The organism is Mycolicibacter hiberniae (genome assembly GCF_010729485.1).
In the GTDB taxonomy this organism is placed as follows: Bacteria; Actinomycetota; Actinomycetes; order Mycobacteriales; family Mycobacteriaceae; genus Mycobacterium; species Mycobacterium hiberniae.
This window is the reverse complement of sequence record NZ_AP022609.1, coordinates 1,342,331-1,364,252: the sequence shown is the minus strand read 5'-3', so window position 1 is coordinate 1,364,252 and position 21,922 is coordinate 1,342,331. Positions and strand designations below refer to the sequence as shown.

Genomic DNA, 21,922 nt, shown 5'->3' with positions numbered 1-21,922 from the left:
GGAGCGGTTGCGCTACCGCAACGAGGCGTGATCAGTCCGCGTCCGGGGGGCTCTGGCGAACTGCCTTGAGCCGGTACATCACCAGATCTGCCGGGACACCGCTGGTCTTGGCCGCAAGCACCTGGCGCCGCGCCCGCTTGGCAACCACGCCCAACTCGGCCAGAGCGGCCGGTTCAATGCGTTTCAGGGTGGGCCCGGACACCACGATGCCGCCCTTGATGGCGCGCTCCATGACCCGGGCGGCGATATTCACGTCCACCCCGAGCCAGTCGTCGGCCAACCGCTGGGGCCGGCCGGTGTGAATGCCGACCCGCATTCGCGGGGTGTGGCCGTTGACCTCGACCTCGCTCAGTGCCTCTTGGGCCACCAACGCCGCCGCCACGGCCACCAAGGGGTCGCGGAACACCGCCATCATCCCGTCCCCCATCCGCTTGACGATCCGGCCACCGGCGTCCAGCACCGGCGGCTCGATCGCCCGGGACACCCGCCGCAGCAGGGTGAGGGTGGCGTCGTCGCCGGACTGCAGCGACCAGGCCGAGAAGCCGACCAGATCGGTGAAGACCAGCGTCGCCTCCGCGTCCCCCGGTACCCGCGATATCCGCTTGGTCAGCGCCTGCCATACCTGCAGGGCACCCAGGCTGACTTCCCGCGACGCCGCGGATCGGTCCCCGATCAGGCGGCCGGCCGCCCGCGCGGCCGATTCCGGCCCCCCCTCGCCGGCGGTGGACAGCGGATCGCCGAACTCCGGATCACCGGGCAACACCTGGCGCACCCGGCGGACGAGGTCCACGATCCGGATGTCGTTGGTGGTGCGGTTCAGCCACGCCGCGGCCTCGTCGAGCGAGAACTGCGGGCGAGGATTGGGGCTCTGCTGGGCGGGGATCTCCGCCGCTTCCCCGAGCCCATCGGCCTCCCCGCGGGCCCGCTCGAGGTCCATGCGGTTCAGCGTAAGTGGCCATCCTCGACCCCGGCAACGGCACCGGGCAGTGGCGCACGCCACGATCGGCTATTTTGTTGCGACGCGCCACATCTAATGTAGACAACGACTGTTGTCACAATTATCGTGGTTTCAGGTTCTCAGACAGGAGACGTGATGACCGTTACGCCGACCGCGTCCATCGAGCGGCCCGCACAGGCCGCCGCCGACAGCAGCACCCCGAGCACTGCTCCAGCCGCTCCCAAGCCGGCCCCGGCGGTGGAGCCGTTGACCTCCGACTCCCTGACGTGGAAGTACTTCGGCGACCTGCGCACCGGCATCATGGGCGTCTGGATCGGTGCGATCGAGAACATGTACCCCGGCCTGGGCGCGGGCGTCACCGACCACTCCACCATCTTGAGCGAGCCGATGCAGCGCGTCATGCGGTCGGTCTACCCGATCATGGGCGTGGTCTATGACGGCGCACGCGCCCAGCACACCGGCTCCTCGATCCGCGACTACCACCGCGACATCAAGGGAGTCGACGAACAGGGCCGCCGCTACCACGCACTGGACCCCGACACGTTCTACTGGGCGCACGCCACGTTCTTCATGCTCATCATCAAGCTGGCCGAATACTTCGACGGCGGACTGACCCTGGCCGAAAAGCGGCAGCTCTTCGACGAGCATGTGCAGTGGTACCGGATGTACGGCATGAGCATGCGCCCGGTGCCGACGTCCTGGGAAGAGTTCTGCGAGTACTGGGACCGCGTCTGCGAGGAAGAGCTGGAGCTGACTCCGGCCGCCGTCGACATCTTGAACATCAAGATTCCCAAGCCGTGGTTCGTGCCGATGCCCGACGCGGTGTGGCACCAGATGTTCAAGCCGGCGCTGGCCGCCCAACGCTGGGTGGCGACCGGGCTTTTCGAGCCGGTGGTGCGGGAGAAGGCCGGTCTGCGCTGGTCGGAGAGCGACGAGGTGCTGCTGCGACTGCTGGGCAAGGTCAGCCACCTGGCGTTCAGCGTGGTGCCCGACGAGATCCGGCTGCACCCGCGCGCTTTGGCCGGCTACCGGCGCGAGCAGGGCAAGATCGCCGGCGACACCCCCGTGGTCGAAGCGCCGTGGTTCAGCTCACCGCCCAAGGAGCGGCGCCGCACCGGCATGCACTACGTGCCGCCGGTCAGCCGCGGAATGAAACTGGTGGAGCGCGCCGGGGCGTTGATGCACAGCACCTTCTCGCTGGCGGCCGGCGCCGGGCTGACCCCTCGGCCACCGCGCCCCCGCAAGGCCGCCTGAGGCGGGCGGAGCCGCCGCGCTACGCGCGGCGCTGCACCCGCGCGCTCTGATAAAGGCAGATCGCCGCTGCCGCAGCAACGTTCAGGCTCTCGGCGCCTCCCGACATCGGGATGCGCACCCGGTGGTCGGCGGCTGCGGCGGCGTCGGCCGGCAACCCCTGGGCCTCCGGACCGAACAGCCACGCGGTGGGCGCGGTCAGCACCGGATCGGCGTCGTCCAGGCTCAGCTCGCCGTCCAGCGCGGTGGCCACCACCTGCAGCCCCGCCCCGCGCAACGCCGCGAGCACGCCATCGGTGTCGGCGGCCACTGCGACCGGAACGTGGAAGATGCTGCCCGCCGAGGAACGCAGGCACTTGCCGTTGTAGGGATCGACGCTGTTACCGGTCAGCACCACCAGGTCAGCGCCGGTGGCGTCGGCGATGCGGATCAGGGTGCCGACGTTACCGGGTTCGCCGATACCCACCGCGACAGCCACCAGCTGCGGCGATTGCGCCAGCGACTCGGGCAGATCGGCATCGAAATTCGTGCACACCGCGACCAATCCGGCCGGGGTGACGGTGTCCGACAGTGCTTTTGCCGCGCGTTCGGTCACCAGGTGGACCGGCACCTGTGCGGCGGCCAGCAGATCCCTGTGACGCTGCGCCGCCGACTCGGTGGCGAAGACCTCCAGGGCCAAGCCGCGGGAGATCGCGGCCTCGATCAGATTGGGACCCTCGGCCAGGAAGCGCTGTTCGCGCTTCCTGGCCGCGTGCCGATGCAGTTTGACCGCGGCGGCCACCCGGGCCGAACGTTCGGTCAGCATCGGCTCGGTTCGAGTCAGGCAGCCTCGCCGGAAGGCGCGTTCACGTCCTCGGGCAGCGCGGCCCGGGCGACCTCGACCAGTGCGGTGAAGGCAGCCGCGTCGCTGACGGCGATCTCGGCCAGGTTCTTACGGTCCACCTCGACACCGGCGGCCTTGAGGCCCTGGATCAGGCGGTTGTAAGTGATGTCGTTGGCGCGGGCCGCCGCGTTGATGCGGGTGATCCACAGCTTGCGGAAGTCACCCTTGCGGGCGCGACGGTGGGCGTAGGCGTAGGTCATCGAGTGCAGCTGCTGCTCTTTGGCCTTGCGGTACAGCCGCGACCGCTGGCCCCGGTAGCCCTTGGAAGCCTTGAGGACTGTACGCCGCTTCTTCTGGGCGTTGACTGCGCGCTTCACGCGTGCCATGGGATGTTCCTACTCTCGTTGTGCGTAAGGGAAAAACGGTGCGAGAACGGCGGTCAGCCGTTGAGCATCGCGTTGACGCGCTTGGTGTCGCTGGCGGCCACGTCGGTACGGCCGGCCAGGCGGCGCATGCGCGAGCTCGGCTTGTGCTCAAGCAGGTGGCGGGCGTTCGCCTTCTGCCGGACGATCTTGCCGGTTCCGGTGCGACGGAACCGCTTCGAAGCGCCGCTGTGGGTTTTCGCCTTGGGCATGTTTCCTCAGTTCTGGTGTCGGGGTTTTCAGTTCTCGGGCTGTTGCTCGGCCGCCTCCGCCGCGGGGGCGGATGCGGGTGCCGGGTGCGTGCCTCCGCCGGCGTCCTCTGCCGCCTTGGCGCGGGTCTTCGCGCCGCGGTGCGGTGCCAGCACCATCGTCATGTTGCGTCCGTCCTGCTTGGCGGAGGTCTCGACGAAGCCGTACTCGGCGACGTCGGCGCCCAGCCGCTGCAGCAGGCGGTAGCCGAGTTCGGGCCGGGACTGCTCGCGGCCGCGGAACATGATGGTCACCTTGACCTTGGCCCCGGCTTCGAGGAAGCGGACCACGTGGCCCTTCTTCGTCGCATAGTCGTGGTCGTCGATCTTGGGACGCAGCTTCTGTTCCTTGACGACGGTCTGCTGCTGGTTCTTGCGAGACTCGCGCTCCTTTTGAGCCGCCTCGTATTTGTACTTGCCGTAGTCCATGATTTTGCAGACCGGCGGTTTGGCGGTCGGTGCGACTTCGACAAGGTCGAGATCGGCATCCGCGGCGACGCGAAGCGCATCTTCGATGCGCACTATGCCTACCTGTTCCCCGCCCGGGCCGATCAATCGAACCTCAGGTACACGAATGCGCTCGTTGACGCGGATCTCAGTGCTGATGGGGCCTCCTTGGGTAGTCTTCGGTCGCGGCCGCCGCAGTGCTCGTCCGGACGCAGCGGCGCTGACCCCACCCACCAGCAAAAAAGCCCTGCACGAAGCAGGGCCCATACCGACCGATCACGGCCTGAAAAGCATCAAGCCGCCCGCGCTGTGCGCAGAGCAAGCGGTTCGCACCGCCTGCGACCGGACCACAAGACCTCTTCGGCCCGTGGTGGGAGGGAACTCCACTTGCTGTCCTGGCTTACGCCGGGACGGTCGCACAGGAGAGTCTAGCAGCAGTTCAGCACGGGTTGTGCCCACCGATCCCGCAGACCGGTCGCGCCTCACACCATATTTGCGGTTTGTCTGCCTATTCTCGCTGGCTATGACCTTGACTGTGCCGCCGGTGCCGCGCTCGCGCAACCGGGCGCCGTCCCGGCTCCACTGGGTGCCCACCGCGGCTGCCTGGGCGGTCGGTATCGCCGCAGGTTTATCGCTGCTGGCGAGCATGTCGCCGGTCATCCGGTGGGCCATCCGGGTGCCGCGCGAGTTCATCGACAAATACCTGTTCAACTTCCCCGACACCAGCCTGGCCTGGGCTTTCGTCCTAGCGCTGCTGGCAGCCGCGCTCAGCGCGCACAAGCGCATCGCCTGGTGGCTGCTGATCGCGAACCTGGTGATCGCCGGCGGCTGGAATGCCAGCCGGCTGCTCACCGGCACCTCCGACCGCGTCCAGGTCATCGGCGGCGCCGCGGGCCTGGTGCTGCATGTCGCCGCGATTGCGGTGCTGGTGGCGGCCCGCAACGAATTCTGGGCCAAGGTGCGCCGCGGCGCGCTGCTGAAGTCCGCCGCGACGCTGGCGGCCGGCTGGGCGGTGGCGATATTGCTGTGCTGGGGGCTCATCGAACTGTTCCCCGGGACGGTGGAACGGCCGTTGCGGCTGCCCTACGTGGTGAATCGGGTGGTCGGTTTCGGGCTGCTCGAACCGGACCTGTTCCCCGGCAAGCCCGACCTGGGGCTGCGCGCGCTGTGCGGGCTGCTCGGGGCGCTGGCCCTGGTCGCCGCGGCCATCGTGCTGTTTTTGTCCCAGCGCTCGGACAACGCGCTGACCGGCCAGGACGAGTCGGCGATCCGCGGACTGCTCAAGCAGTACGGGCAGAACGACTCGCTGGGGTACTTCGCCACCCGCCGCGACAAGTCGGTGGTGTTCGCCCCCAACGGGCGCGCCGCCATCACCTACCGGGTGGAGGTGGGGGTCTGCCTGGCCAGCGGCGACCCGGTGGGCGACCCCAGGGCCTGGCCGCAGGCCATCAACGCCTGGCTGCGGGTGTGCCGGGACTACGGCTGGGCGCCCGGGGTGATGGGCGCCAGTGCCGCGGGCGCCCAGGCGTTCCGGGACGCCGGACTGAGCGCCCTGGAACTGGGCGACGAGGCGATCCTGCGGCCCGCGGAATTCAAGCTGTCCGGCCCGGACATGCGCGGGGTGCGCCAGGCCGTCACCCGGGCCCGCCGGTCGGGCCTGACGGTGCGGATACGCCGGCACGGCGACATCGGCCCCGAGGAGATGGCCCGCGTCATCGCACACGCCGACGCCTGGCGCGACACCGAGTCCGAGCGCGGCTTCTCCATGGCGCTGGGCCGCCTCGGCGACCCCGCCGACGCCGAGTGCCTGCTGGTCGAGGCGGTCCGGGGCGAACAGCGCGGTGCGCACGGCGGCGAGGTGGTGGCGATGCTGTCGCTGGTGCCGTGGGGGCACAGCGGGGCGTCCCTGGATCTGATGCGCCGCAGTCCGCAGTCCCCCAACGGCACCATCGAACTGATGGTCAGCGAATTGGCGCTGCAGGCCGGCACCGTCGGCGTGAACCGGATCTCCCTGAACTTCGCGATGTTCCGGTCCGCGTTCGAACAGGGCGCGCAGTTGGGCGCCGGCCCGGTGCTGCGCCTGTGGCGCCGATTGCTGATGTTCTTCTCGCGCTGGTGGCAACTGGAGACGCTGTACCGCTCGAACATGAAGTACCGGCCGCAGTGGGTGCCGCGCTACGCCTGCTACGAAGACGCCCGGCTGATCCCCCGGGTCGGCGTCGCCTCGGTGATCGCCGAAGGCTTTCTGGTGCTGCCCTTCTCGCGGCGCAACGAGCAGCACACCGGACAACACCCGGCCGTGCCGGAACCGCTGGCCGCCTCCGGGCGGCTGCACGACGACGGGACGGCGCCCGACTGCCCGGGGTTCGCCGAGCCCGGCCAGCCCCTGCCCCGGGTGCCCGAGCAGGTCCGGGTCCGGATGGCCAAGCTGAAGTCGTTGCAGGGCAGCGGCGTCGACGCCTACCCGGTGGGGCAACCGCCCAGCCACAGCGTGACGCAGGCGCTGGCCGGCGCCGCCGGGCAGACCGTGTCGGTGGCCGGGCGGGTGCTGCGGATGCGCGACTACGGCGGTGTGCTGTTCGCGCAGCTGCGCGACTGGTCGGGCGAGGTGCAGTTGCTGCTCGACGACGCGGTGCTCGCCGAGGCCGGCGACGCCCGTGCCGCCGACTTCAGTGCCGGCGTGGACCTGGGCGACCTCGTCGAGGCGGCCGGCCGGATGGGCCAGAGCCGCAACGGGACGCCTTCGCTGCTGGTGACGCACTGGCGGCTGATCGGCAAATGCCTGCACCCGCTGCCCGACAAATGGAAGGGCCTGACCGACCCCGAGGCGCGGCTGCGGGCCCGCTACGTGGACCTGGCCGTCAACGCCCAGGCGCGCGAGCTGATCACAGCGCGCAGCAACGTGCTGCGCTCCATTCGGGACACCTTGTTCGCCAAGGGATTCCTGGAGGTCGAGACCCCGATCCTGCAGCAACTGCACGGCGGGGCCAACGCCCGCCCCTTCGTCACCCACATCAACGCCTACGACCTGGACCTGTATCTGCGGATCGCCCCGGAGCTCTACCTCAAGCGACTGTGCGTGGGCGGCGTGGAGCGGGTGTTCGAGCTGGGCCGGGCGTTTCGCAACGAGGGCGTCGACTACAGCCACAACCCGGAGTTCACCCTGTTGGAGGCTTACGCGGCCCACGGCGACTACCTGGCCTGGATCGACGGGGCGCGTGAGCTGATCCAGAACGCCGCGGTGGCGGCCAACGGCGCGCCGGTGGTGATGCGACCGGAACCCGGCGGCCGGCTCGAACCGGTCGACATCTCCGGGCTCTGGCCGGTGGTCAGCGTGCACGACGCGGTGTCGGCCGCGCTCGGCGAGCAGATCGACGCCGGCACCGAGCTGCCTGCGCTGCGCCGGTTGTGCGACCGCGCCGGCGTGCACTACCTGCGGCAGTGGGATGCCGGCGCCGTGGTACTCGAACTCTACGAACACCTGGTCGAGGCCCGCACCGAGAAGCCCACCTTCTACATCGACTTCCCCACCTCGGTCTCGCCGCTGACCCGGCCGCACCGCAGCAAGCGGGGCGTTGCCGAGCGGTGGGACCTGGTGGCGTGGGGCGTGGAACTGGGCACCGCCTACAGCGAACTCACCGACCCGGTGGAGCAGCGGCGCCGGTTGCACCAGCAGTCGCTGCTGGCGGCCGGCGGCGACCCGGAGGCGATGGAACTCGACGAGGACTTCCTGGCGGCCATGGAGTACGCGATGCCGCCGACCGGCGGGCTGGGCATGGGCGTGGACCGCGTCGTCATGCTCATCACCGGGCACAGCATCCGCGATACGCTGCCGTTCCCGCTGGCCAAACCCCGCTAGCCATACCGCGGTCCATCATGGATGGGGTGATCCTGTCCAGTGGCGAACACACCTCGCTGATGCACGGCTGGGTCCCGGTCACAGTGCAGGCGGCTGCGGTGGCGACGCTGGTGCTGGCCCTGGGCCGCCGGCCCCGGAGCTGGCTGTGGCGGCTGCCCGTGAGCGGCGACCCTGTGGATGTGGATCGCGCTGACCGGCGCCGCCGCCTGGAGCGATCTGACAGCCGGGCCGCTACCCGACCAGAGTGACCTGGCCACGGTGCATGCGATAGCCGGCTCGGGCGCGATGCCGGCGCGGAGCCGGGTCCTGCAGGTGGCGATTACCGCCGGCGCTGCCCGCGGTGATGATGATCGGCGGCGAGTTCAACACCGCCTCGGACTGGCTGCGCTCCGGGGGTGCGATTACCGCCGCCGACGACTTCGCCGCCGCCCACCACGGCAATGCACCGGTGCTGGTGTTCGTCGACTCCGGCGGCTCCTTCAACAACGACACCGAATGCGTCAACGGCCCGCGCGGCAACGCCGCCGACCATCTGACCGAAGACGTGGTGCCGTATCTGGTCTCGCACTTCGGGGTGCGGCCGTCGCACTGGGGTGTGGTCGGCTGGTCCATGGGCGGCACCTGCGCGGTAAACCTGACCGCGATGCACCCCGAGAAGTTCAGCGCCTTTGTCGACATCGCCGGCGATCTCGGCCCCAACGCGGGAACCCGCGCCCAGACCATCAGCCGGCTGTTCGGCGGAAGCGCCGCTTCCTGGGCGGCGTTCGATCCCTCGACGGTGATCGCCGACCACGGTCACTATGACGGGGTCTCGGGGTGGTTCGCCGTCGACAGCAGCGCCACCAAGTCCGATACCGGCGGTCAGCTGGCCGCCGCGACGTCGCTGTGCACGCTGGGACGGGCCAACGGCATGGACTGCGCGGTGATCGCCGAACCGGGCCAGCATGACTGGCCGTTCGCCGGACGGGTGTTCGGCCACGCCCTGCCCTGGCTGGCCGGCCGGCTGGGCACGCCGGGGGTGGCGCCGATTCCGTTCCCCACTTCGACCACCGACACGGGGCCGACGCCGGCCCGCCACGTCGAGCCGGGAGGCAGGTGACCGTGTCATGTCCGCCGTAACGCGCATTCGCCGTGCGATATTCGCCCGTCATGCCCACCCGTGGAGCGCCTGGACACGCTGGGCAACGACGCCGCTGATCCTGGTGCCGGTGTGGCGGCGGTCCTGGCGGGATGCGGCATGGATCTCGGGGTGGTTTGCGCTGAACCCGGTGGATCTGGCCGGCGGAGTCGCGACCGCGGCGGCAATGGTGGGTGCCCGTCGCCGGCGGTAACGTGGCCACCATGGGTGACGATCCGAGCGACCCGCAGCCCGAGACCGGCTACGACGCCAGCGGCGTGCCGACGTTCGACTCCGTGCGCGAGAAGATCGAACGCCGCTACGAGACCTCGATCGGCGCCCAGGAGCTGGACTCCGAGACACCCGAGGGCCGCACCGTCGAGAAACAGTTCGAGGACCGCCAGCGCGCGGCCGCCGAGAAGCTGGAGCAGATCCGCAGATCGATGCACGAGGGTGAGCACTGACCGGTGCGGAGCTTCACCGTCGCCGAACGGCGAAACCGTTTGGCACGCAGACATTTTCTTGCCCCCGGTACCGCTGACGAACCGATAGACCGGATCACCGCAACGCTGGTCGGGCTGCATGCCACCGATCCCGCGACCCCCTACCTGTCGCTGTGGGCGCGGAATCTGGAATTCACCGTGGCGGACCTGAACAACGCCCTGTACGAAAAGCTTTCCCTGGTGAAGCATCTGGCGATGCGCCGCACACTGTGGGTGCTCGATCCCGCTGATCTGCCCGCCGTGCAGGCGGCGGCCAGCGATCGGGTGGCCGATGCCGAACGGCGCCGGCTGATCGCCGATGTGGCCAAGGCGGGCGTCGCCGAGGACGGCGCGGAGTGGCTGACCAGGGCCACCGCCGCTGTCCTGGAGCACCTCGAGCAGCACGGCCACGCCAGCAGCGCCGAGCTGCGCGCGGCCCTGCCCGAACTGGCCGGCACCTACGATCCCGCCCCGGGAAAGTCCTACGGCGGCCAGACCCATCTGGCGCCGCGCGTTCTGACGGTGCTGGGCGCGCAGGGCCATATCGTGCGCGGGCCCAACGACGGCGGCTGGACCTCGTCACGACCGCGGTGGGCGACCGCGGCCAGCCGGCTCGGCGCTTCCGGCGCCCCGCTGCCCGCCGAACCCGCTCATGCCCAGCTGATCCGAACCTGGCTACGCGCGTTCGGCCCGGCCACCGCTGAAGACATCAAGTGGTGGTTCGGCACCACCAAGACGGTGGTCCGCCGGGCATTGGGCGAGATCGGCGCCGTCGATGTCGACCTGCACGGGACGCCCGGCTATGCGCTGGCCGACGACCTGGAACCCGAACCTGATCCCGCACCCTGGGGCGCACTGCTGCCGGGCCTCGACGTCACCACGATGGGCTGGTACCACCGCGAGTGGTACCTGGGCGAGCACCGCGGCCAGCTCTTCGACAACAACGGCAACGCCGGGCCCACGGTGTGGTGGAACGGCCGAATCATCGGCGGCTGGTATCAGAATCCGGCCGCCGAGGTACAGCTGCAGCTACTGGAGGATCCGGGCCGGGCGGCCCGCTCCGTGCTGCAGAAGCGGGCCCGCGAACTCACCACCTGGCTGGACGGGGTCCGGGTGCCCCCGCGGTTCCCCTCGCCGCTGGTGAAGGCGGCATGGCGGTGAGAGGTACTTTCACGAAGCGGCGAACTGCTTCTTGAGCATCGCGTATCCCCAGCCCAGTACCAGCCAGGGCGCGATCAACCACGGACCGTTCAGCAGAATAAACTTGACACCCAGATCCATGACGCTGTCGGTATTGATCGATGGGAAGCCGGCGATGATCTCGGTGCCGTAGTAATACCAGGTCAGGACGGTATGCGTGACGGCCGTCGACATCACCAGCAGGGTTCCCCGGTAGTCGTTGAACGTGGACCGAAACAGCAGGACGAGTCCGGTGACGCCCACGCAGGCGTTGATCACCGACAGCACTTCGATCATCAAGAAGTTGGGTTCGGCGTGCAGATAGCGCAGGTCACCACCGTCGATGTAGTTCCACCAGGGATACGCCCACACCGCATCGCGCGCCCCGGCGATGGCCTTGTGCAGAATCAGCCAGCCGAGCTCCCAGCTGAGATGCGTTGTGTAGGAGCAGATCACGAACGGGAGAACTACCGCCTGGAGGCGTTGAAATCGGGTCCACGTCCGAAGCGACGGTATCGGCAGGAACGCCGCAAAGATGCCTAGGAAGTAGGCAGCGGTCACCTGCACGACCATGGCATCGGCGATGAAGGGACGGTCCACGCCGCTGTGAAATGCCAAGTAGCTGTACACCGGAAACGCGAGGGCCAGCGAGCCGAACGCCACGGTCCATATGATGCGCAGTCCGCGTGACCGCGGAAGTGTCATCGAACTCCGCTGCGATGGTTCCCGGCTCAGCTCAGTGGTCGCCATCGGCGCACCTTCCCCAATTCCCGATCGAGCTATGGAGTAATGATGACTCTGTTAACCAGAATGATGATTACTGTGGCACGGTAGCACCTCGTGGACACGCAGCCAACGGTCGATCGAGAGCAGGGGGCGGCCATGGAGACGAACCGATCCACGCCACCGGTCGCCGACATGGCCGACGCCCGCAGGGCCATGTACCAACAGCAGATCGTGGCCGCGGCCGAGTACGAGTTCAGTCGCGCCGGCTTCGCCGACGCACGGATGAGCGACATCGCCAAGACCGCTGGAGTGTCCTTGGCGACGGTCTACAAGCACTTCGGCGGCAAAGACGAGATCTGGGATGCCCTCAATGCCGCGCGCATGCAGGAGTTCGTCGCCGCCGTGCGCTTACGCACGGACGAAATCGACTCCCCGCTAGAGGCGATCCTGGTCGGAGCGCGTGCCGAGGTTGAGTTCTTCGCAGCGCACCCGCACTTTCTGCAGCTGCATATCAATGAGGGACTGAGCTGGGCATCGGCCTCGGCCGAACTGGGCCGAGGGGGTCAACGAGCAGCGTGGCGAACAGGGATGGACATGATCACCCGAGCAGCCGAGATCGCGGTGGAAGCTGGTCAGATCACCCACCTGCCTCCGCGAATCGCTGCGGCACTGGTCATCTCGGCCTTGCAGATTTGGCTCACCGACTGGGTCTCTGCGGGCAAGACGGAGCCGATAGAGGCAGTTGCCGACGCTGTCGTGCGGCACCTGCGAGTCAGCCTCGGCGCTGCGCCGGCTTAGCGAGCACAGACCCTAGGCGCTGGCCTTACGCCGCCGCTTGACGACCTTGGCGGGTTTGGCCGGCGCACCCAGGATTTCGGCGAGGAACTTGCCGGTGTAGCTCTCCGGCACCGCCATCACGTCCTCCGGTGTGCCGGTGGCCACCACGGTCCCTCCCCCGGCGCCCCCCTCGGGACCCATGTCGATGATCCAGTCGGCGGTCTTGATGACGTCCAGGTTGTGCTCGATGACGATCACCGTGTTGCCCTTGTCCACCAGGCCGTTGATGACACCCAGCAGCTTGGCGATGTCCTCGAAATGCAGCCCGGTGGTGGGCTCGTCGAGGATGTAGATGGTGCGGCCGGTGGAGCGCTTCTGCAGTTCCGAGGCCAGCTTGACGCGCTGCGCCTCACCGCCGGACAGCGTGGGCGCCGGCTGGCCCAGCCGCACGTACCCCAGACCGACGTCGACCAGGGTGCGCAGATAGCGGTGGATGCCGGTGATGGGCTCGAAGAACTCCGCCGCCTCTTCAATGGACATGTCCAGCACCTCGGCGATGGTCTTGCCCTTGTAGTGCACCTCCAGGGTTTCCCGGTTGTAGCGGGCGCCGTGGCAGACCTCGCAGGGCACATAGACATCCGGCAGGAAGTTCATCTCGATCTTGATGGTGCCGTCGCCGGTGCACGCCTCGCAGCGACCACCCTTGACGTTGAAGGAGAACCGGCCGGGCTGGTAGCCGCGGACCTTGGCCTCGGTGGTGGCGGCGAACAGGGTGCGGATCTTGTCGAACACCCCGGTGTAAGTGGCCGGGTTGGAGCGCGGTGTGCGCCCGATCGGCGACTGGTCCACCCGGACCAGCTTGTCCAGGTGATCGAGACCGGTGATCCGGGTGTGGCGGCCCGGCACCAGCCGGGCGCCGTTGAGCTTGTTGGCCAGCACCGTGGCCAGAATGTCGTTGACCAGGGTCGACTTGCCTGAGCCCGACACTCCGGTGACCGCGGTGAGCACGCCGAGCGGAAACGCCACGTCGACGCCGGACAGGTTGTGCTCGCGCGCACCGACCACGCCGAGCTGCCGTTTGGGATCGACTTTGCGGCGCGCCTGCGGCACCGCAATGCTTTTCGCCCCGGACAGGTACGCCCCGGTGATGGAGTCGGGGTTGGTCAACAGGTCGCGGTAGGGCCCGCTGTGCACGATCCTGCCGCCGTGCTCTCCGGCGGCCGGACCGATGTCGACGATCCAGTCGGCGTGCGCGATGGTGTCCAGGTCGTGTTCGACGACGATCAGGGTGTTGCCCAGGTCGCGGAGCCGGACCAGGGTCTCGATCAGCCGGCGGTTGTCGCGCTGATGCAGCCCGATGGACGGCTCGTCGAGCACGTAGAGCACCCCGACCAGGCCCGAACCGATCTGGGTGGCCAACCGAATGCGTTGCGCCTCACCACCCGACAACGTTCCGGCGGCCCGGGACAGGGTCAGATACTCCAGTCCGACGTCGAGCAGGAAGCTCAGCCGGGACTGGATCTCTTTGAGGACCTGCCCGGCGATGGCCTGCTCCCGCGGACCCAGCGTCAGCGCGTTGAGGAAGTCCGCGCAGTCCGCGATGGACAGATCACACACCTGCGCAATGGATTTGCTGCCGTAGTCTCCGGCGGCCAGCGTCACCGCCAGAATCTCCGGCTTGAGCCGGGTGCCGGCACATTCCGGGCAGGGCACATCCCGCATGAATCCCGCGTAGCGGTCCTTCATCTGCTCGGATTCGGTCTGCTCCAGCTTGCGCTGCAGGAACGCCATCACACCTTCGAAATCGGTGTAGTAGGAGCGGGTGCGGCCGTAGCGGTTGCGGTAGCGCACGTGCACCTGCTCATCGGACCCCTCCAAGATGGCTTTGCGGGCCTTGGCCGGCAGTTTGCGCCACGGGGTGTCGACGTCGAAGCCCATCGCCTCACCGAGGCTGGCCATCATCCGGGTGAAGTACTCGCTGGTGGGGCCCATCGACCACGGGACCACCGCCCCCTCGGCCAGGGTGCGCTCCGGGTCGGGCACCACCAGGTCGGCGTCGACCTCCTTGCGGATGCCCAGGCCGGCGCATTCCGGGCAGGCGCCGTAGGGCGAGTTGAAGGAGAACGACCGGGGCTCCAAGTCGTCGACGGACAGCGCGTGCCCGTTGGGGCAGGCCAGCTTCTCGGAGAACCGCTGCTCGCGGTGGGGATGGTCGTCTTCGCGGTCGACGAACTCCAGGACGACGATGCCGTCGGCCAGGCCCAGCGCGGTCTCCACCGAATCGGTGAGCCGCTGCTTGGCCGACTCTTTGACGGTGAGCCGGTCCACGACGACGTCGACGTCGTGCTTCTCCTGCTTCTTGAGCTTGGGCGGGTCGGTCAGCGAGTGCACCACCCCGTCCACCCGCACCCGGCTGTAACCCTGGGTGTTCAGCTTGTCGAAGAGGTCGGCGAACTCCCCCTTACGGGTGCGCACCACCGGCGCCAGCACCTGGAACCGCAGCCCCTCGTCCATGGCCAGCACCTGGTCGACGATCTGCTGCGGGGTCTGGCGGGCGATCCGCTCGCCACAGACCGGGCAGTGCGGGGTGCCGGCCCGCGCGTACAGCAGCCGCAGGTAGTCGTAAACCTCGGTGATGGTGCCGACCGTCGAGCGCGGGTTGCGGTTGGTGGACTTCTGGTCGATGGACACCGCCGGCGACAGACCCTCGATGAAGTCGACGTCGGGCTTGTCCATCTGGCCCAGGAACTGGCGGGCATACGCCGACAACGACTCGACGTAGCGGCGCTGGCCCTCGGCGAAGATGGTGTCGAAGGCCAGCGAGGACTTGCCCGATCCCGACAGCCCGGTGAACACGATCAGCGCGTCACGCGGCAGGTCGAGGTCCACACCGCGCAGGTTGTGTTCACGCGCGCCCTTGACGATCAGCCGGTCAGCCACGGGTCCATGCTAGGTGGCTCTACCGACACCCAGCTCAGGGCCAGTACCGTGACGGTCATGACGTCTGAGATCTCGGTCACCGACACCTACACCGGACACGTCGAACCCGGAACCGCCGCCCGCCGAACCCTGCCCGGAGCAACCATCGTCAAAGCCTCGGTGGGGCCGATGGACAACAACGTCTACCTGGTGACCTGCACCCACACCGGCAAGACACTGCTGATCGACGCGGCCAACGACGCCGAGCAGCTGGTGGCGCTGGTACGCGAGCAGGCCCCGGACGTGGCGCTGATCGTCACCAGCCACCAGCACTTCGACCACTGGCAGGCCCTGACCGCGGTGGTCGAGGCGACCGGCGCCCCCACCGCCGCCCACGCCCTGGACGCCGACCCGCTGCCGGTGACCCCGGACCGCATTCTGGCCGACGGTGACACCGTGACCGTCGGGAACCTGAAGTTCGACGTGATCCATCTGCAGGGGCACACCGAGGGGTCGGTGGCGCTCGCGTTCGACGGCGCCGCCAGCGGCGGCGTGACGCAGCTGTTCACCGGCGACTGCCTATTTCCGGGCGGCGTCGGAAAGACGTGGCAGCCCGGGGATTTCGAGCGCCTGCTCGGCGACGTGAGCCGCAAGGTGTTCGACCGGTACGGCGACGACACCGTGGTGTATCCCGGACACGGCGATGACACGACGCTGGGCGCAGAGCGTCCGCACCTGGCGGAGTGGCGAGAACGGGGCTGGTGAGCTGGACCGCCGTATTGGCCCCGCCGGCCAGCAGCTAGCCGGTGGTGTGGACGATCAGCACGTCGATCTTGGAGCGGCGCGACACGTTGGCCGGCACCGAACCGAGCAGCCGGCCGGCGATGGTGCTCAACCCGACGTTGCCGACCACCAGCAGGTCGGCCTTGACGTCCTCGGCCAGCTCCACCAGCGCGTCGACCGGAGCGCCGACCACGGCCCGCTCCTCCACCTCATAGGCGCCGGCGGCGATGGCCCGCTCCTTGGCCTCTTTGAGGATCGCGTAGATGGGAGCGTTGCCGGAGGCCTTGTAGCCCTCGTCCTTGAGCGCGTCTGCGGCGCGGGGGTCGTCGGCGTGCGGCAGGTAGGCGGTGGCGATGATCACCTTCGCGCCCTCGCCGGACGCCAAGTGGGCCGCGCGGTCGACGGCGCGCAGCGACGAGTCCGAGCCGTCCGTACCGACCACCACGGTCTTGTAGCCGCTCATGGGTAACCCTCCCGGTGCATAGTCGCCTTAGTTCGCTTAAGAAGCCATGGCGACACTAACCCGTCGATGCCCCGATTGGGGGCGATTGGCGTCACATGTCGCCTGCGCCGCGGGTCACACAGGCCGCTGACCTGCCCGGAAGAACGGCCAGACGGCCCCGTGACGTAGCTGACACGGCGCGCGAAACAGGTAGCGTGGACGGCGTAACCGTCACCGCTACCGACAGCGCACGCCGTTGAGCCAGGTCCTGACCCCGGCGCCGGTGGGTACCGAACCGGGCCCGTCGCCGCAGCCGCCGCGTTCGGCGGATGCGGCCCTGATCGCTGTTGCCGCAACGGTGATCAGCGCCGCCGGGGCCGGCCGACCGTCCATGTGGTTCGACGAGGCCGCGACCATCTCGGCGGCCACCCACCGAACGCTTCCCGAACTGTGGCGGCTGCTGACCCATATCGACGCGGTGCACGGGCTGTACTACCTGTTCATGCACGGCTGGTTCGCGGTCTTCCCCGCAACCGAATTCTGGGCCCGGCTGCCCAGCAGCCTGGCGGTGGGCGCCGGCGCCGCCGGTGCAGTGGTGCTGACGCGCCGGTTCGCGGACCGGCCGGTATCGCTGTGCGCCGGTGCGCTTTACGCGATACTGCCCCGGCTGACGTGGGCCGGGGTCGAGGCCCGTCCGTACGCGTTCTCGGCGATGGCCGCGGTCTGGCTCACCGTGCTGTGGGTGCGGGCGATCCGGCGCAACAGCGGGCCGCTGTGGGTGGGTTACGGGCTGGCCCTGGTGGGGGCGACGCTGCTCAACACGTTCACCGTGCTCATGGCGGCGGTGCACGCGGCGACGCTGCCGGCGTTGGGGGCCGACGGTGCGGCGAAGCGCCGCTGGGCGATGACGACCGGCGGCGCGCTGGCCGCGGCGGCCCCCTTCCTGTGGTTCAGCCACGGGCAGATCCGGCAGGTTGCCTGGATCAGTCCGCTGAGCCCGCACACGGTGGCCGACATCGTTGGGCAGCAATACTTCGACAAGAGTGTGCCGTTCGCCATCGCGGCGTGGCTGCTGCTGGCCGCCGCCGTGGTGGCCGTTGCCACCGGTGCGCGTCGGGCGCCCGCCGAGGACACCCGTCGGCTGGCGGTGCTGTGCGTGGCCTGGATGCTGATACCGACTGCGGCGGCGGTGGTCTATTCGGCGGCGGTGAAACCCATTTACTACCCGCGATATCTGATCAGCACAGCGCCGGCGATGGCGATCGCGCTGGCCATCGCCGTCACCACGATCGCCACCTCACGCCGCACGGTCATCGAACTTGTCACCCTGCTCGTTATCACGGCGGCCCCCAATTACGTTGTCAATCAACGTGATCGCTACACCAAAGAAGGCTGGGACTACAGCGCGGTGGCCGACGTGATCGTCGAGCACGCCCGGCCCGGGGATTGTCTGCTGATCGACAACACCACCCGATGGTTGCCCGGGCCGATCCGGGCGTTGCCGGCGGGCCGTCCAGAGTCGTTCGCGAAGCTGACCGACCCCGGCCTGGGACCGCACCGCCAGACGTTGGGCCGCCTGTGGGACGGGCACCTGGGCGTGGGGGCCTTACACGACCAACTCGACCGGTGCCCGGTCATCTGGACGATCACCGACCACGATCGCGCCCTGCCGGCCCATCAAGCGGCGGTGGCCCTGCCGGCAGGCCGCCGGTTCGCCCGCACCCCCGACGGGCAGATGTTGCATTCGCTGGGATTCCGGGTCGTCGAACGCTGGCAGTTCACCTACTCCCAGGTGATCAAGTCCAGTCGGTGAGCCTCACGCGACGCCCCGGCTGGCCCGCACAGCGGCCACGCACCCCAGGGCGGCGAGCACGGCGAAGATCGCGAAAAGCCAGCGCGCCGCGGGCTGGCCGGTACTCATCGCGGTGTTGACCACCAGGCCGGCGAATCCGGCCCCGAACGCCCCACCGATCAACTGGACGGTGTTGATGGCCGCGGCGGCGGTACCGCCCTCGGCCGGATCGTCGACGCAACTCATCGCCCACGCCGACAGATGCGGCCAGCCGGCCCCCACCCCGATCCCGACCACCAGCAGTGCCAGCGCCCAGATCGCAGCGACGGCGGTCGGGTCGTAGTGGTTCATCCGGGCGAACGCGACCACCGTCAGGCCCGCCGCCATCACCAGCGGCGCGCTGATCACCAAGCCGATCACCACCCGCGCCCGGCTCACCGATGCGCTGGCGATCTCACTGAACGTCCATCCGGTCGACAGGGCCGCCCCCAGGAAGCCGGCCATCACCGGGGGCAGATGAGCCAGCCGCTGGCCCAGCAGCGGGATGTACAGGTTGGCCTTGGTGGTGGCCATCAGCAGGCCCAGGGTCAGATAGATCCACTTCTCCCGGCCGGGATGGAACGCGCTGGGCGGCAGCACCGCCGCCGGGGAGCGCCGGTCCACGACCAGGAACACCACCAGCAGAACGGCGCCGACCAGCAACAGCCCCGCCGCAGCCCGCAGGCTGTGCGGCAGCTGCGCGACACTGACCGCCAGCGCCGCCCCGCCCAGCAACACCAATGACCGGACCGGGATCTTCGCGGGTTCGCCGCGGTGGCCGCTATTGCCGGTGGTCAGCACCATGCCGACGCCCACCGCCATCGCCACGGTCAGCATCGCCATCACCCCGAACGCCCAGCGCCACACCCCGAACTGGGCGAACAAGCCGCCGGCCGCCGGGCCGACCAGGGTGCCCACCCCCCACATGGCCGACACCAGACCGGAGGCCCGGGTCCACAGCCAGCTGGGCAGCACAGCGTTGATCAGCGCGTAGCCGAGGCCGGCCAGGAAGCCGCCGCCCATGCCCTGCAGGGTGCGGCCGATCAACAGGACTTCCATGTGGGGCGCCAGTGCACACACCACGGTGCCCAGGCCGAAGGCGAGCAGGCCCATCAGGTAGGACGTGCGGGAGCCCAGCCGGACCAGCACCGCGTTGGCCGCGGCCGCGGCGATCACCGAGCCGACCAGATACAGGGTGGTCACCCAGGCGTAGAACCGCTCGCCGCCGATGTCCTTGATGGTGCTGGGCAGCAGGCTGATGGTCAGAAACTCGTTGGTGGCGTACAGCGCGACGCCGCCGGCCAGCACCGCCGACGTGCCCAGATAGCGCCGACCGAGCAACTCCCGCCAGCTACCAGTGCTGACCGCGGAGTCACGCATCACCGCTTCAGTCAGTTCCCCCACCACCGCTTGCAGTCAATCACGGATCGCCGGGCCACGCGAAAAGGCCGCGGGCCGGCGCTGCCGTCACTTGATGCCGGCCGCGTCCATGCCCCGCAACTCTTTCTTGAGGTCGGCGATCTCGTCGCGAATCCGGGCGGCCAGCTCGAACTGCAGGTCACGCGCCGCGTTCATCATCTGCTCGGTGAGGTCGGCGACCAGGTCCGCCAGCTCGGCCCGCGGCATGTTGGTGGTGTCGCGGCCCTCGATGATCCCGGCGCTGACCGCCCGGCCGGGCTCGCCCTGGGCGCGCCGCCCCCGCGAGGCGTTGCGGCCCGAGCCGGCGACCTCGACGGCCTCGGTGTCTTCGACCTCCCGGTACACCTGGTCGAGGATGTCGGCGATCTTCTTGCGCAACGGCTGCGGGTCGATGCCGTGCTCTTCGTTGTAGGCGACCTGCTTGGCCCGACGGCGTTCGGTTTCGTCGATGGCCTCCCGCATCGAGTCGGTGATCTTGTCGGCATACATGTGCACCTCGCCGGAGACGTTGCGGGCGGCACGGCCGATGGTCTGGATCAGGCTGCGGGTGGAGCGCAGGAAACCCTCCTTGTCGGCGTCGAGGATCGCCACCAGCGACACCTCGGGCAGGTCCAGACCCTCGCGCAACAGGTTGATGCCGACCAGCACGTCGTAGTCGCCGAGCCGCAGCTGGCGCAGCAACTCCACCCGGCGCAGGGTGTCGACCTCGGAGTGCAGGTAACGCACCCGGATCCCCATCTCGAGCAGGTAGTCGGTGAGGTCCTCGGCCATCTTCTTGGTCAGGGTGGTCACCAGCACCCGCTCGTCGGCCTCGGTGCGCTGCCGGATCTCGGCGATCAGGTCGTCGATCTGGCCCTTGGTGGGCTTCACCACGACTTTGGGGTCCACCAGGCCGGTCGGGCGGATCACCTGCTCGACGAACTCGCCGGCGCTCTGGCCCAGCTCGTAGGGCCCCGGGGTGGCCGACATGTAGACGGTCTGCCCGATCCGGTCGGCGAACTCCTCCCAGGTCAGCGGCCGGTTGTCGCAAGCCGAGGGCAACCGGAAACCGAACTCCACCAGGTTGCGCTTCCGCGACATGTCGCCCTCGTACATCCCGCCGATCTGCGGCACGGTGACGTGCGACTCGTCGATGATGAGCAGGAAATCCTCCGGGAAGTAGTCCAGCAGGGTGGCCGGCGGCGTGCCGGCTCCGCGCCCGTCGATATGGCGCGAGTAGTTCTCGATGCCCGAACAGAAGCCGACCTGCCGCATCATCTCGATGTCGTAGCTGGTGCGCATGCGCAACCGCTGGGCCTCCAGCAGCTTGCCCTGACCCTCCAGCTCCTCGAGCCGGACGGCCAGCTCCTGCTCGATGGTCGAGATGGCCTGCGACATCCGCTCCGGGCCGGCGACGTAGTGGGTGGCCGGGAAGATGCGCAGCGAGTCGACTTTGCGGACCACGTCGCCGGTGAGCGGGTGCAGGTAGTACAGCGCCTCGATCTCGTCGCCGAAGTACTCGATGCGAACGGCCAGCTCCTCATAGGAGGGGATGATCTCGACGGTGTCGCCGCGCACCCGGAAGGAGCCGCGGGTGAACGCCATATCGTTGCGGGTGTACTGCACGTCCACCAGCAGCCGTAGCAGACCGTCACGCGGCACCTCCGCGCCGACCTGCAGTTCCACGGAGCGATCCAGGTAGGACTGCGGGGTGCCCAGGCCGTAGATGCACGACACCGAGGCCACCACCACGACGTCGCGCCGGGACAGCAGGCTCGACGTCGCCGAGTGACGCAGCCGCTCCACGTCGTCGTTGATCGAGCTGTCCTTCTCGATGTAGGTGTCGGTCTGCGCGATATAGGCTTCCGGCTGGTAGTAGTCGTAGTAGGAGACGAAGTATTCGACCGCGTTGTGCGGGAACATCTCTCGCAGCTCATTGGCCAACTGCGCGGCCAGCGTCTTGTTCGGAGCCATCACCAGGGTGGGCCGCTGCAGACGCTCGATCAGCCAGGCCGCGGTGGCTGACTTACCGGTACCGGTGGCGCCCAGCAGCACCACGTCCTTCTCCCCGGAGGTGATGCGACGTTCCAGTTCGGCGATGGCGGCCGGCTGGTCACCGGCCGGCTGGTATTCGCTGACGACCTCGAACCGGTTGCCGGCGCGGACGATGCCCTCCACGGCGTCTGCGGGGGGCCGGTACTCCGAATGCGCGACGATAGGGTGTTCGGTTGCGAAGGCCACGGAGACCAGAGTAGGCCGG

The 21,922-nt window shown here is 68.9% G+C and carries 18 protein-coding genes and 1 pseudogene; 9 read left to right on the top strand and 10 right to left on the bottom strand.

The features are described from left to right. Positions 1-31: 31 nt before the first annotated feature. On the bottom strand, positions 32-937 hold the full coding sequence (locus G6N14_RS06380) for an adenylate/guanylate cyclase domain-containing protein (protein WP_085133695.1): 906 nt from the start codon (positions 935-937) through the stop codon (positions 32-34). Between the two features lie 156 nt (positions 938-1,093). Between G6N14_RS06380 and G6N14_RS06375 the strand changes: the two genes are divergently transcribed. Beyond that, positions 1,094-2,212: an oxygenase MpaB family protein gene (locus G6N14_RS06375; RefSeq protein WP_085133693.1), complete on the top strand. Its 1,119-nt coding sequence runs from the start codon at positions 1,094-1,096 to the stop codon at positions 2,210-2,212. 19 nt (positions 2,213-2,231) lie between these two features. Here the strand turns inward: G6N14_RS06375 and G6N14_RS06370 are convergent, their stop codons facing one another. The 4 genes from G6N14_RS06370 to infC are packed head-to-tail and all read right to left on the bottom strand — an operon-like array spanning position 2,232 to position 4,347. Then, positions 2,232-3,014 (bottom strand): TrmH family RNA methyltransferase, encoded by a 783-nt coding sequence (locus G6N14_RS06370; RefSeq protein WP_085133691.1) that lies wholly within the window; start codon positions 3,012-3,014, stop codon positions 2,232-2,234. A 14-nt stretch (positions 3,015-3,028) separates the two neighbouring features. Next, a complete protein-coding gene (gene rplT / locus G6N14_RS06365; protein ID WP_085133689.1) occupies positions 3,029-3,418 on the bottom strand; it encodes a 50S ribosomal protein L20 in 390 nt (129 codons plus the stop codon). 53 nt (positions 3,419-3,471) lie between these two features. Beyond that, positions 3,472-3,666 carry a 50S ribosomal protein L35 gene (gene rpmI / locus G6N14_RS06360; RefSeq protein WP_085133687.1) on the bottom strand — a complete coding sequence of 65 codons (195 nt, stop codon included), beginning with the start codon at positions 3,664-3,666 and terminating at the stop codon, positions 3,472-3,474. 27 nt (positions 3,667-3,693) lie between these two features. Then, positions 3,694-4,347 carry a translation initiation factor IF-3 gene (gene infC / locus G6N14_RS06355; RefSeq protein WP_085133730.1) on the bottom strand — a complete coding sequence of 218 codons (654 nt, stop codon included), beginning with the start codon at positions 4,345-4,347 and terminating at the stop codon, positions 3,694-3,696. 325 nt (positions 4,348-4,672) lie between these two features. On the opposite strand from infC, the gene lysX reads away from it, so the two are divergent. The 5 genes and pseudogenes from lysX to G6N14_RS06330 all read left to right on the top strand — a co-directional run bounded on the left by lysX (position 4,673) and on the right by G6N14_RS06330 (position 10,768). Next, positions 4,673-8,008 (top strand): bifunctional lysylphosphatidylglycerol synthetase/lysine--tRNA ligase LysX, encoded by a 3,336-nt coding sequence (gene lysX / locus G6N14_RS06350; RefSeq protein WP_085133685.1) that lies wholly within the window; start codon positions 4,673-4,675, stop codon positions 8,006-8,008. Between the two features lie 17 nt (positions 8,009-8,025). Then, positions 8,026-9,107 (top strand): annotated as a pseudogene (locus G6N14_RS06345) (alpha/beta hydrolase). Between the two features lie 7 nt (positions 9,108-9,114). Continuing rightward, complete coding sequence (locus G6N14_RS06340; RefSeq protein ID WP_234808750.1) at positions 9,115-9,339, top strand: hypothetical protein; 225 nt, start codon at positions 9,115-9,117, stop codon at positions 9,337-9,339. A gap of 10 nt (positions 9,340-9,349) precedes the next feature. Continuing rightward, on the top strand, positions 9,350-9,589 hold the full coding sequence (locus G6N14_RS06335; RefSeq protein WP_085133729.1) for a hypothetical protein: 240 nt from the start codon (positions 9,350-9,352) through the stop codon (positions 9,587-9,589). A 3-nt stretch (positions 9,590-9,592) separates the two neighbouring features. After that, a complete protein-coding gene (locus tag G6N14_RS06330) occupies positions 9,593-10,768 on the top strand; it encodes a winged helix DNA-binding domain-containing protein (RefSeq protein WP_085133683.1) in 1,176 nt (391 codons plus the stop codon). Between the two features lie 9 nt (positions 10,769-10,777). Here the strand turns inward: G6N14_RS06330 and G6N14_RS06325 are convergent, their stop codons facing one another. Beyond that, the gene (locus G6N14_RS06325; RefSeq protein ID WP_085133681.1) at positions 10,778-11,536 is read right to left on the bottom strand and encodes a hypothetical protein; all 759 of its coding nucleotides are present in this window, start codon (positions 11,534-11,536) and stop codon (positions 10,778-10,780) included. Between the two features lie 90 nt (positions 11,537-11,626). Here G6N14_RS06325 and G6N14_RS06320 point away from each other — a divergent pair, with 90 nt between their 5' ends. Beyond that, the gene (locus G6N14_RS06320) at positions 11,627-12,310 is read left to right on the top strand and encodes a TetR/AcrR family transcriptional regulator (protein ID WP_234808749.1); all 684 of its coding nucleotides are present in this window, start codon (positions 11,627-11,629) and stop codon (positions 12,308-12,310) included. A 12-nt stretch (positions 12,311-12,322) separates the two neighbouring features. On the opposite strand, the gene uvrA is transcribed toward G6N14_RS06320, so the two are convergent. Further along, the gene (gene uvrA / locus G6N14_RS06315; protein ID WP_085133679.1) at positions 12,323-15,229 is read right to left on the bottom strand and encodes an excinuclease ABC subunit UvrA; all 2,907 of its coding nucleotides are present in this window, start codon (positions 15,227-15,229) and stop codon (positions 12,323-12,325) included. Positions 15,230-15,286: 57 nt separating this feature from the next. Here uvrA and G6N14_RS06310 point away from each other — a divergent pair, with 57 nt between their 5' ends. Next, positions 15,287-15,973: an MBL fold metallo-hydrolase gene (locus tag G6N14_RS06310; protein ID WP_085133727.1), complete on the top strand. Its 687-nt coding sequence runs from the start codon at positions 15,287-15,289 to the stop codon at positions 15,971-15,973. Positions 15,974-16,007: 34 nt separating this feature from the next. On the opposite strand, the gene G6N14_RS06305 is transcribed toward G6N14_RS06310, so the two are convergent. Beyond that, positions 16,008-16,454: a universal stress protein gene (locus tag G6N14_RS06305; protein ID WP_046318176.1), complete on the bottom strand. Its 447-nt coding sequence runs from the start codon at positions 16,452-16,454 to the stop codon at positions 16,008-16,010. Between the two features lie 262 nt (positions 16,455-16,716). Here G6N14_RS06305 and G6N14_RS06300 point away from each other — a divergent pair, with 262 nt between their 5' ends. Then, a complete protein-coding gene (locus tag G6N14_RS06300) occupies positions 16,717-18,246 on the top strand; it encodes a glycosyltransferase family 39 protein (protein ID WP_235674198.1) in 1,530 nt (509 codons plus the stop codon). Between the two features lie 3 nt (positions 18,247-18,249). Here the strand turns inward: G6N14_RS06300 and G6N14_RS06295 are convergent, their stop codons facing one another. Both G6N14_RS06295 and uvrB read right to left on the bottom strand, forming a co-directional pair. Then, on the bottom strand, positions 18,250-19,644 hold the full coding sequence (locus G6N14_RS06295) for an MFS transporter (protein ID WP_085133725.1): 1,395 nt from the start codon (positions 19,642-19,644) through the stop codon (positions 18,250-18,252). An 87-nt stretch (positions 19,645-19,731) separates the two neighbouring features. Then, positions 19,732-21,903: an excinuclease ABC subunit UvrB gene (gene uvrB / locus G6N14_RS06290; RefSeq protein ID WP_085133677.1), complete on the bottom strand. Its 2,172-nt coding sequence runs from the start codon at positions 21,901-21,903 to the stop codon at positions 19,732-19,734. Positions 21,904-21,922 lie beyond the last annotated feature (19 nt).

What these genes read in the sequence shown, in the direction of transcription:
- G6N14_RS06335 (WP_085133729.1), top strand. Translation starts at nt 9,350, where the DNA reads ATGGGTGACGATCCGAGCGACCCGCAGCCCGAGACCGGCTACGACGCC.
- rpmI (WP_085133687.1), bottom strand. Translation starts at nt 3,666, where the DNA reads ATGCCCAAGGCGAAAACCCACAGCGGCGCTTCGAAGCGGTTCCGTCGC.
- G6N14_RS06375 (WP_085133693.1), top strand. Translation starts at nt 1,094, where the DNA reads ATGACCGTTACGCCGACCGCGTCCATCGAGCGGCCCGCACAGGCCGCC.
- G6N14_RS06370 (WP_085133691.1), bottom strand. Translation starts at nt 3,014, where the DNA reads ATGCTGACCGAACGTTCGGCCCGGGTGGCCGCCGCGGTCAAACTGCAT.
- G6N14_RS06305 (WP_046318176.1), bottom strand. Translation starts at nt 16,454, where the DNA reads ATGAGCGGCTACAAGACCGTGGTGGTCGGTACGGACGGCTCGGACTCG.
- G6N14_RS06325 (WP_085133681.1), bottom strand. Translation starts at nt 11,536, where the DNA reads ATGGCGACCACTGAGCTGAGCCGGGAACCATCGCAGCGGAGTTCGATG.
- rplT (WP_085133689.1), bottom strand. Translation starts at nt 3,418, where the DNA reads ATGGCACGCGTGAAGCGCGCAGTCAACGCCCAGAAGAAGCGGCGTACA.
- G6N14_RS06295 (WP_085133725.1), bottom strand. Translation starts at nt 19,644, where the DNA reads ATGCGTGACTCCGCGGTCAGCACTGGTAGCTGGCGGGAGTTGCTCGGT.
- G6N14_RS06310 (WP_085133727.1), top strand. Translation starts at nt 15,287, where the DNA reads ATGACGTCTGAGATCTCGGTCACCGACACCTACACCGGACACGTCGAA.
- G6N14_RS06380 (WP_085133695.1), bottom strand. Translation starts at nt 937, where the DNA reads ATGGACCTCGAGCGGGCCCGCGGGGAGGCCGATGGGCTCGGGGAAGCG.
- lysX (WP_085133685.1), top strand. Translation starts at nt 4,673, where the DNA reads ATGACCTTGACTGTGCCGCCGGTGCCGCGCTCGCGCAACCGGGCGCCG.
- G6N14_RS06340 (WP_234808750.1), top strand. Translation starts at nt 9,115, where the DNA reads ATGTCCGCCGTAACGCGCATTCGCCGTGCGATATTCGCCCGTCATGCC.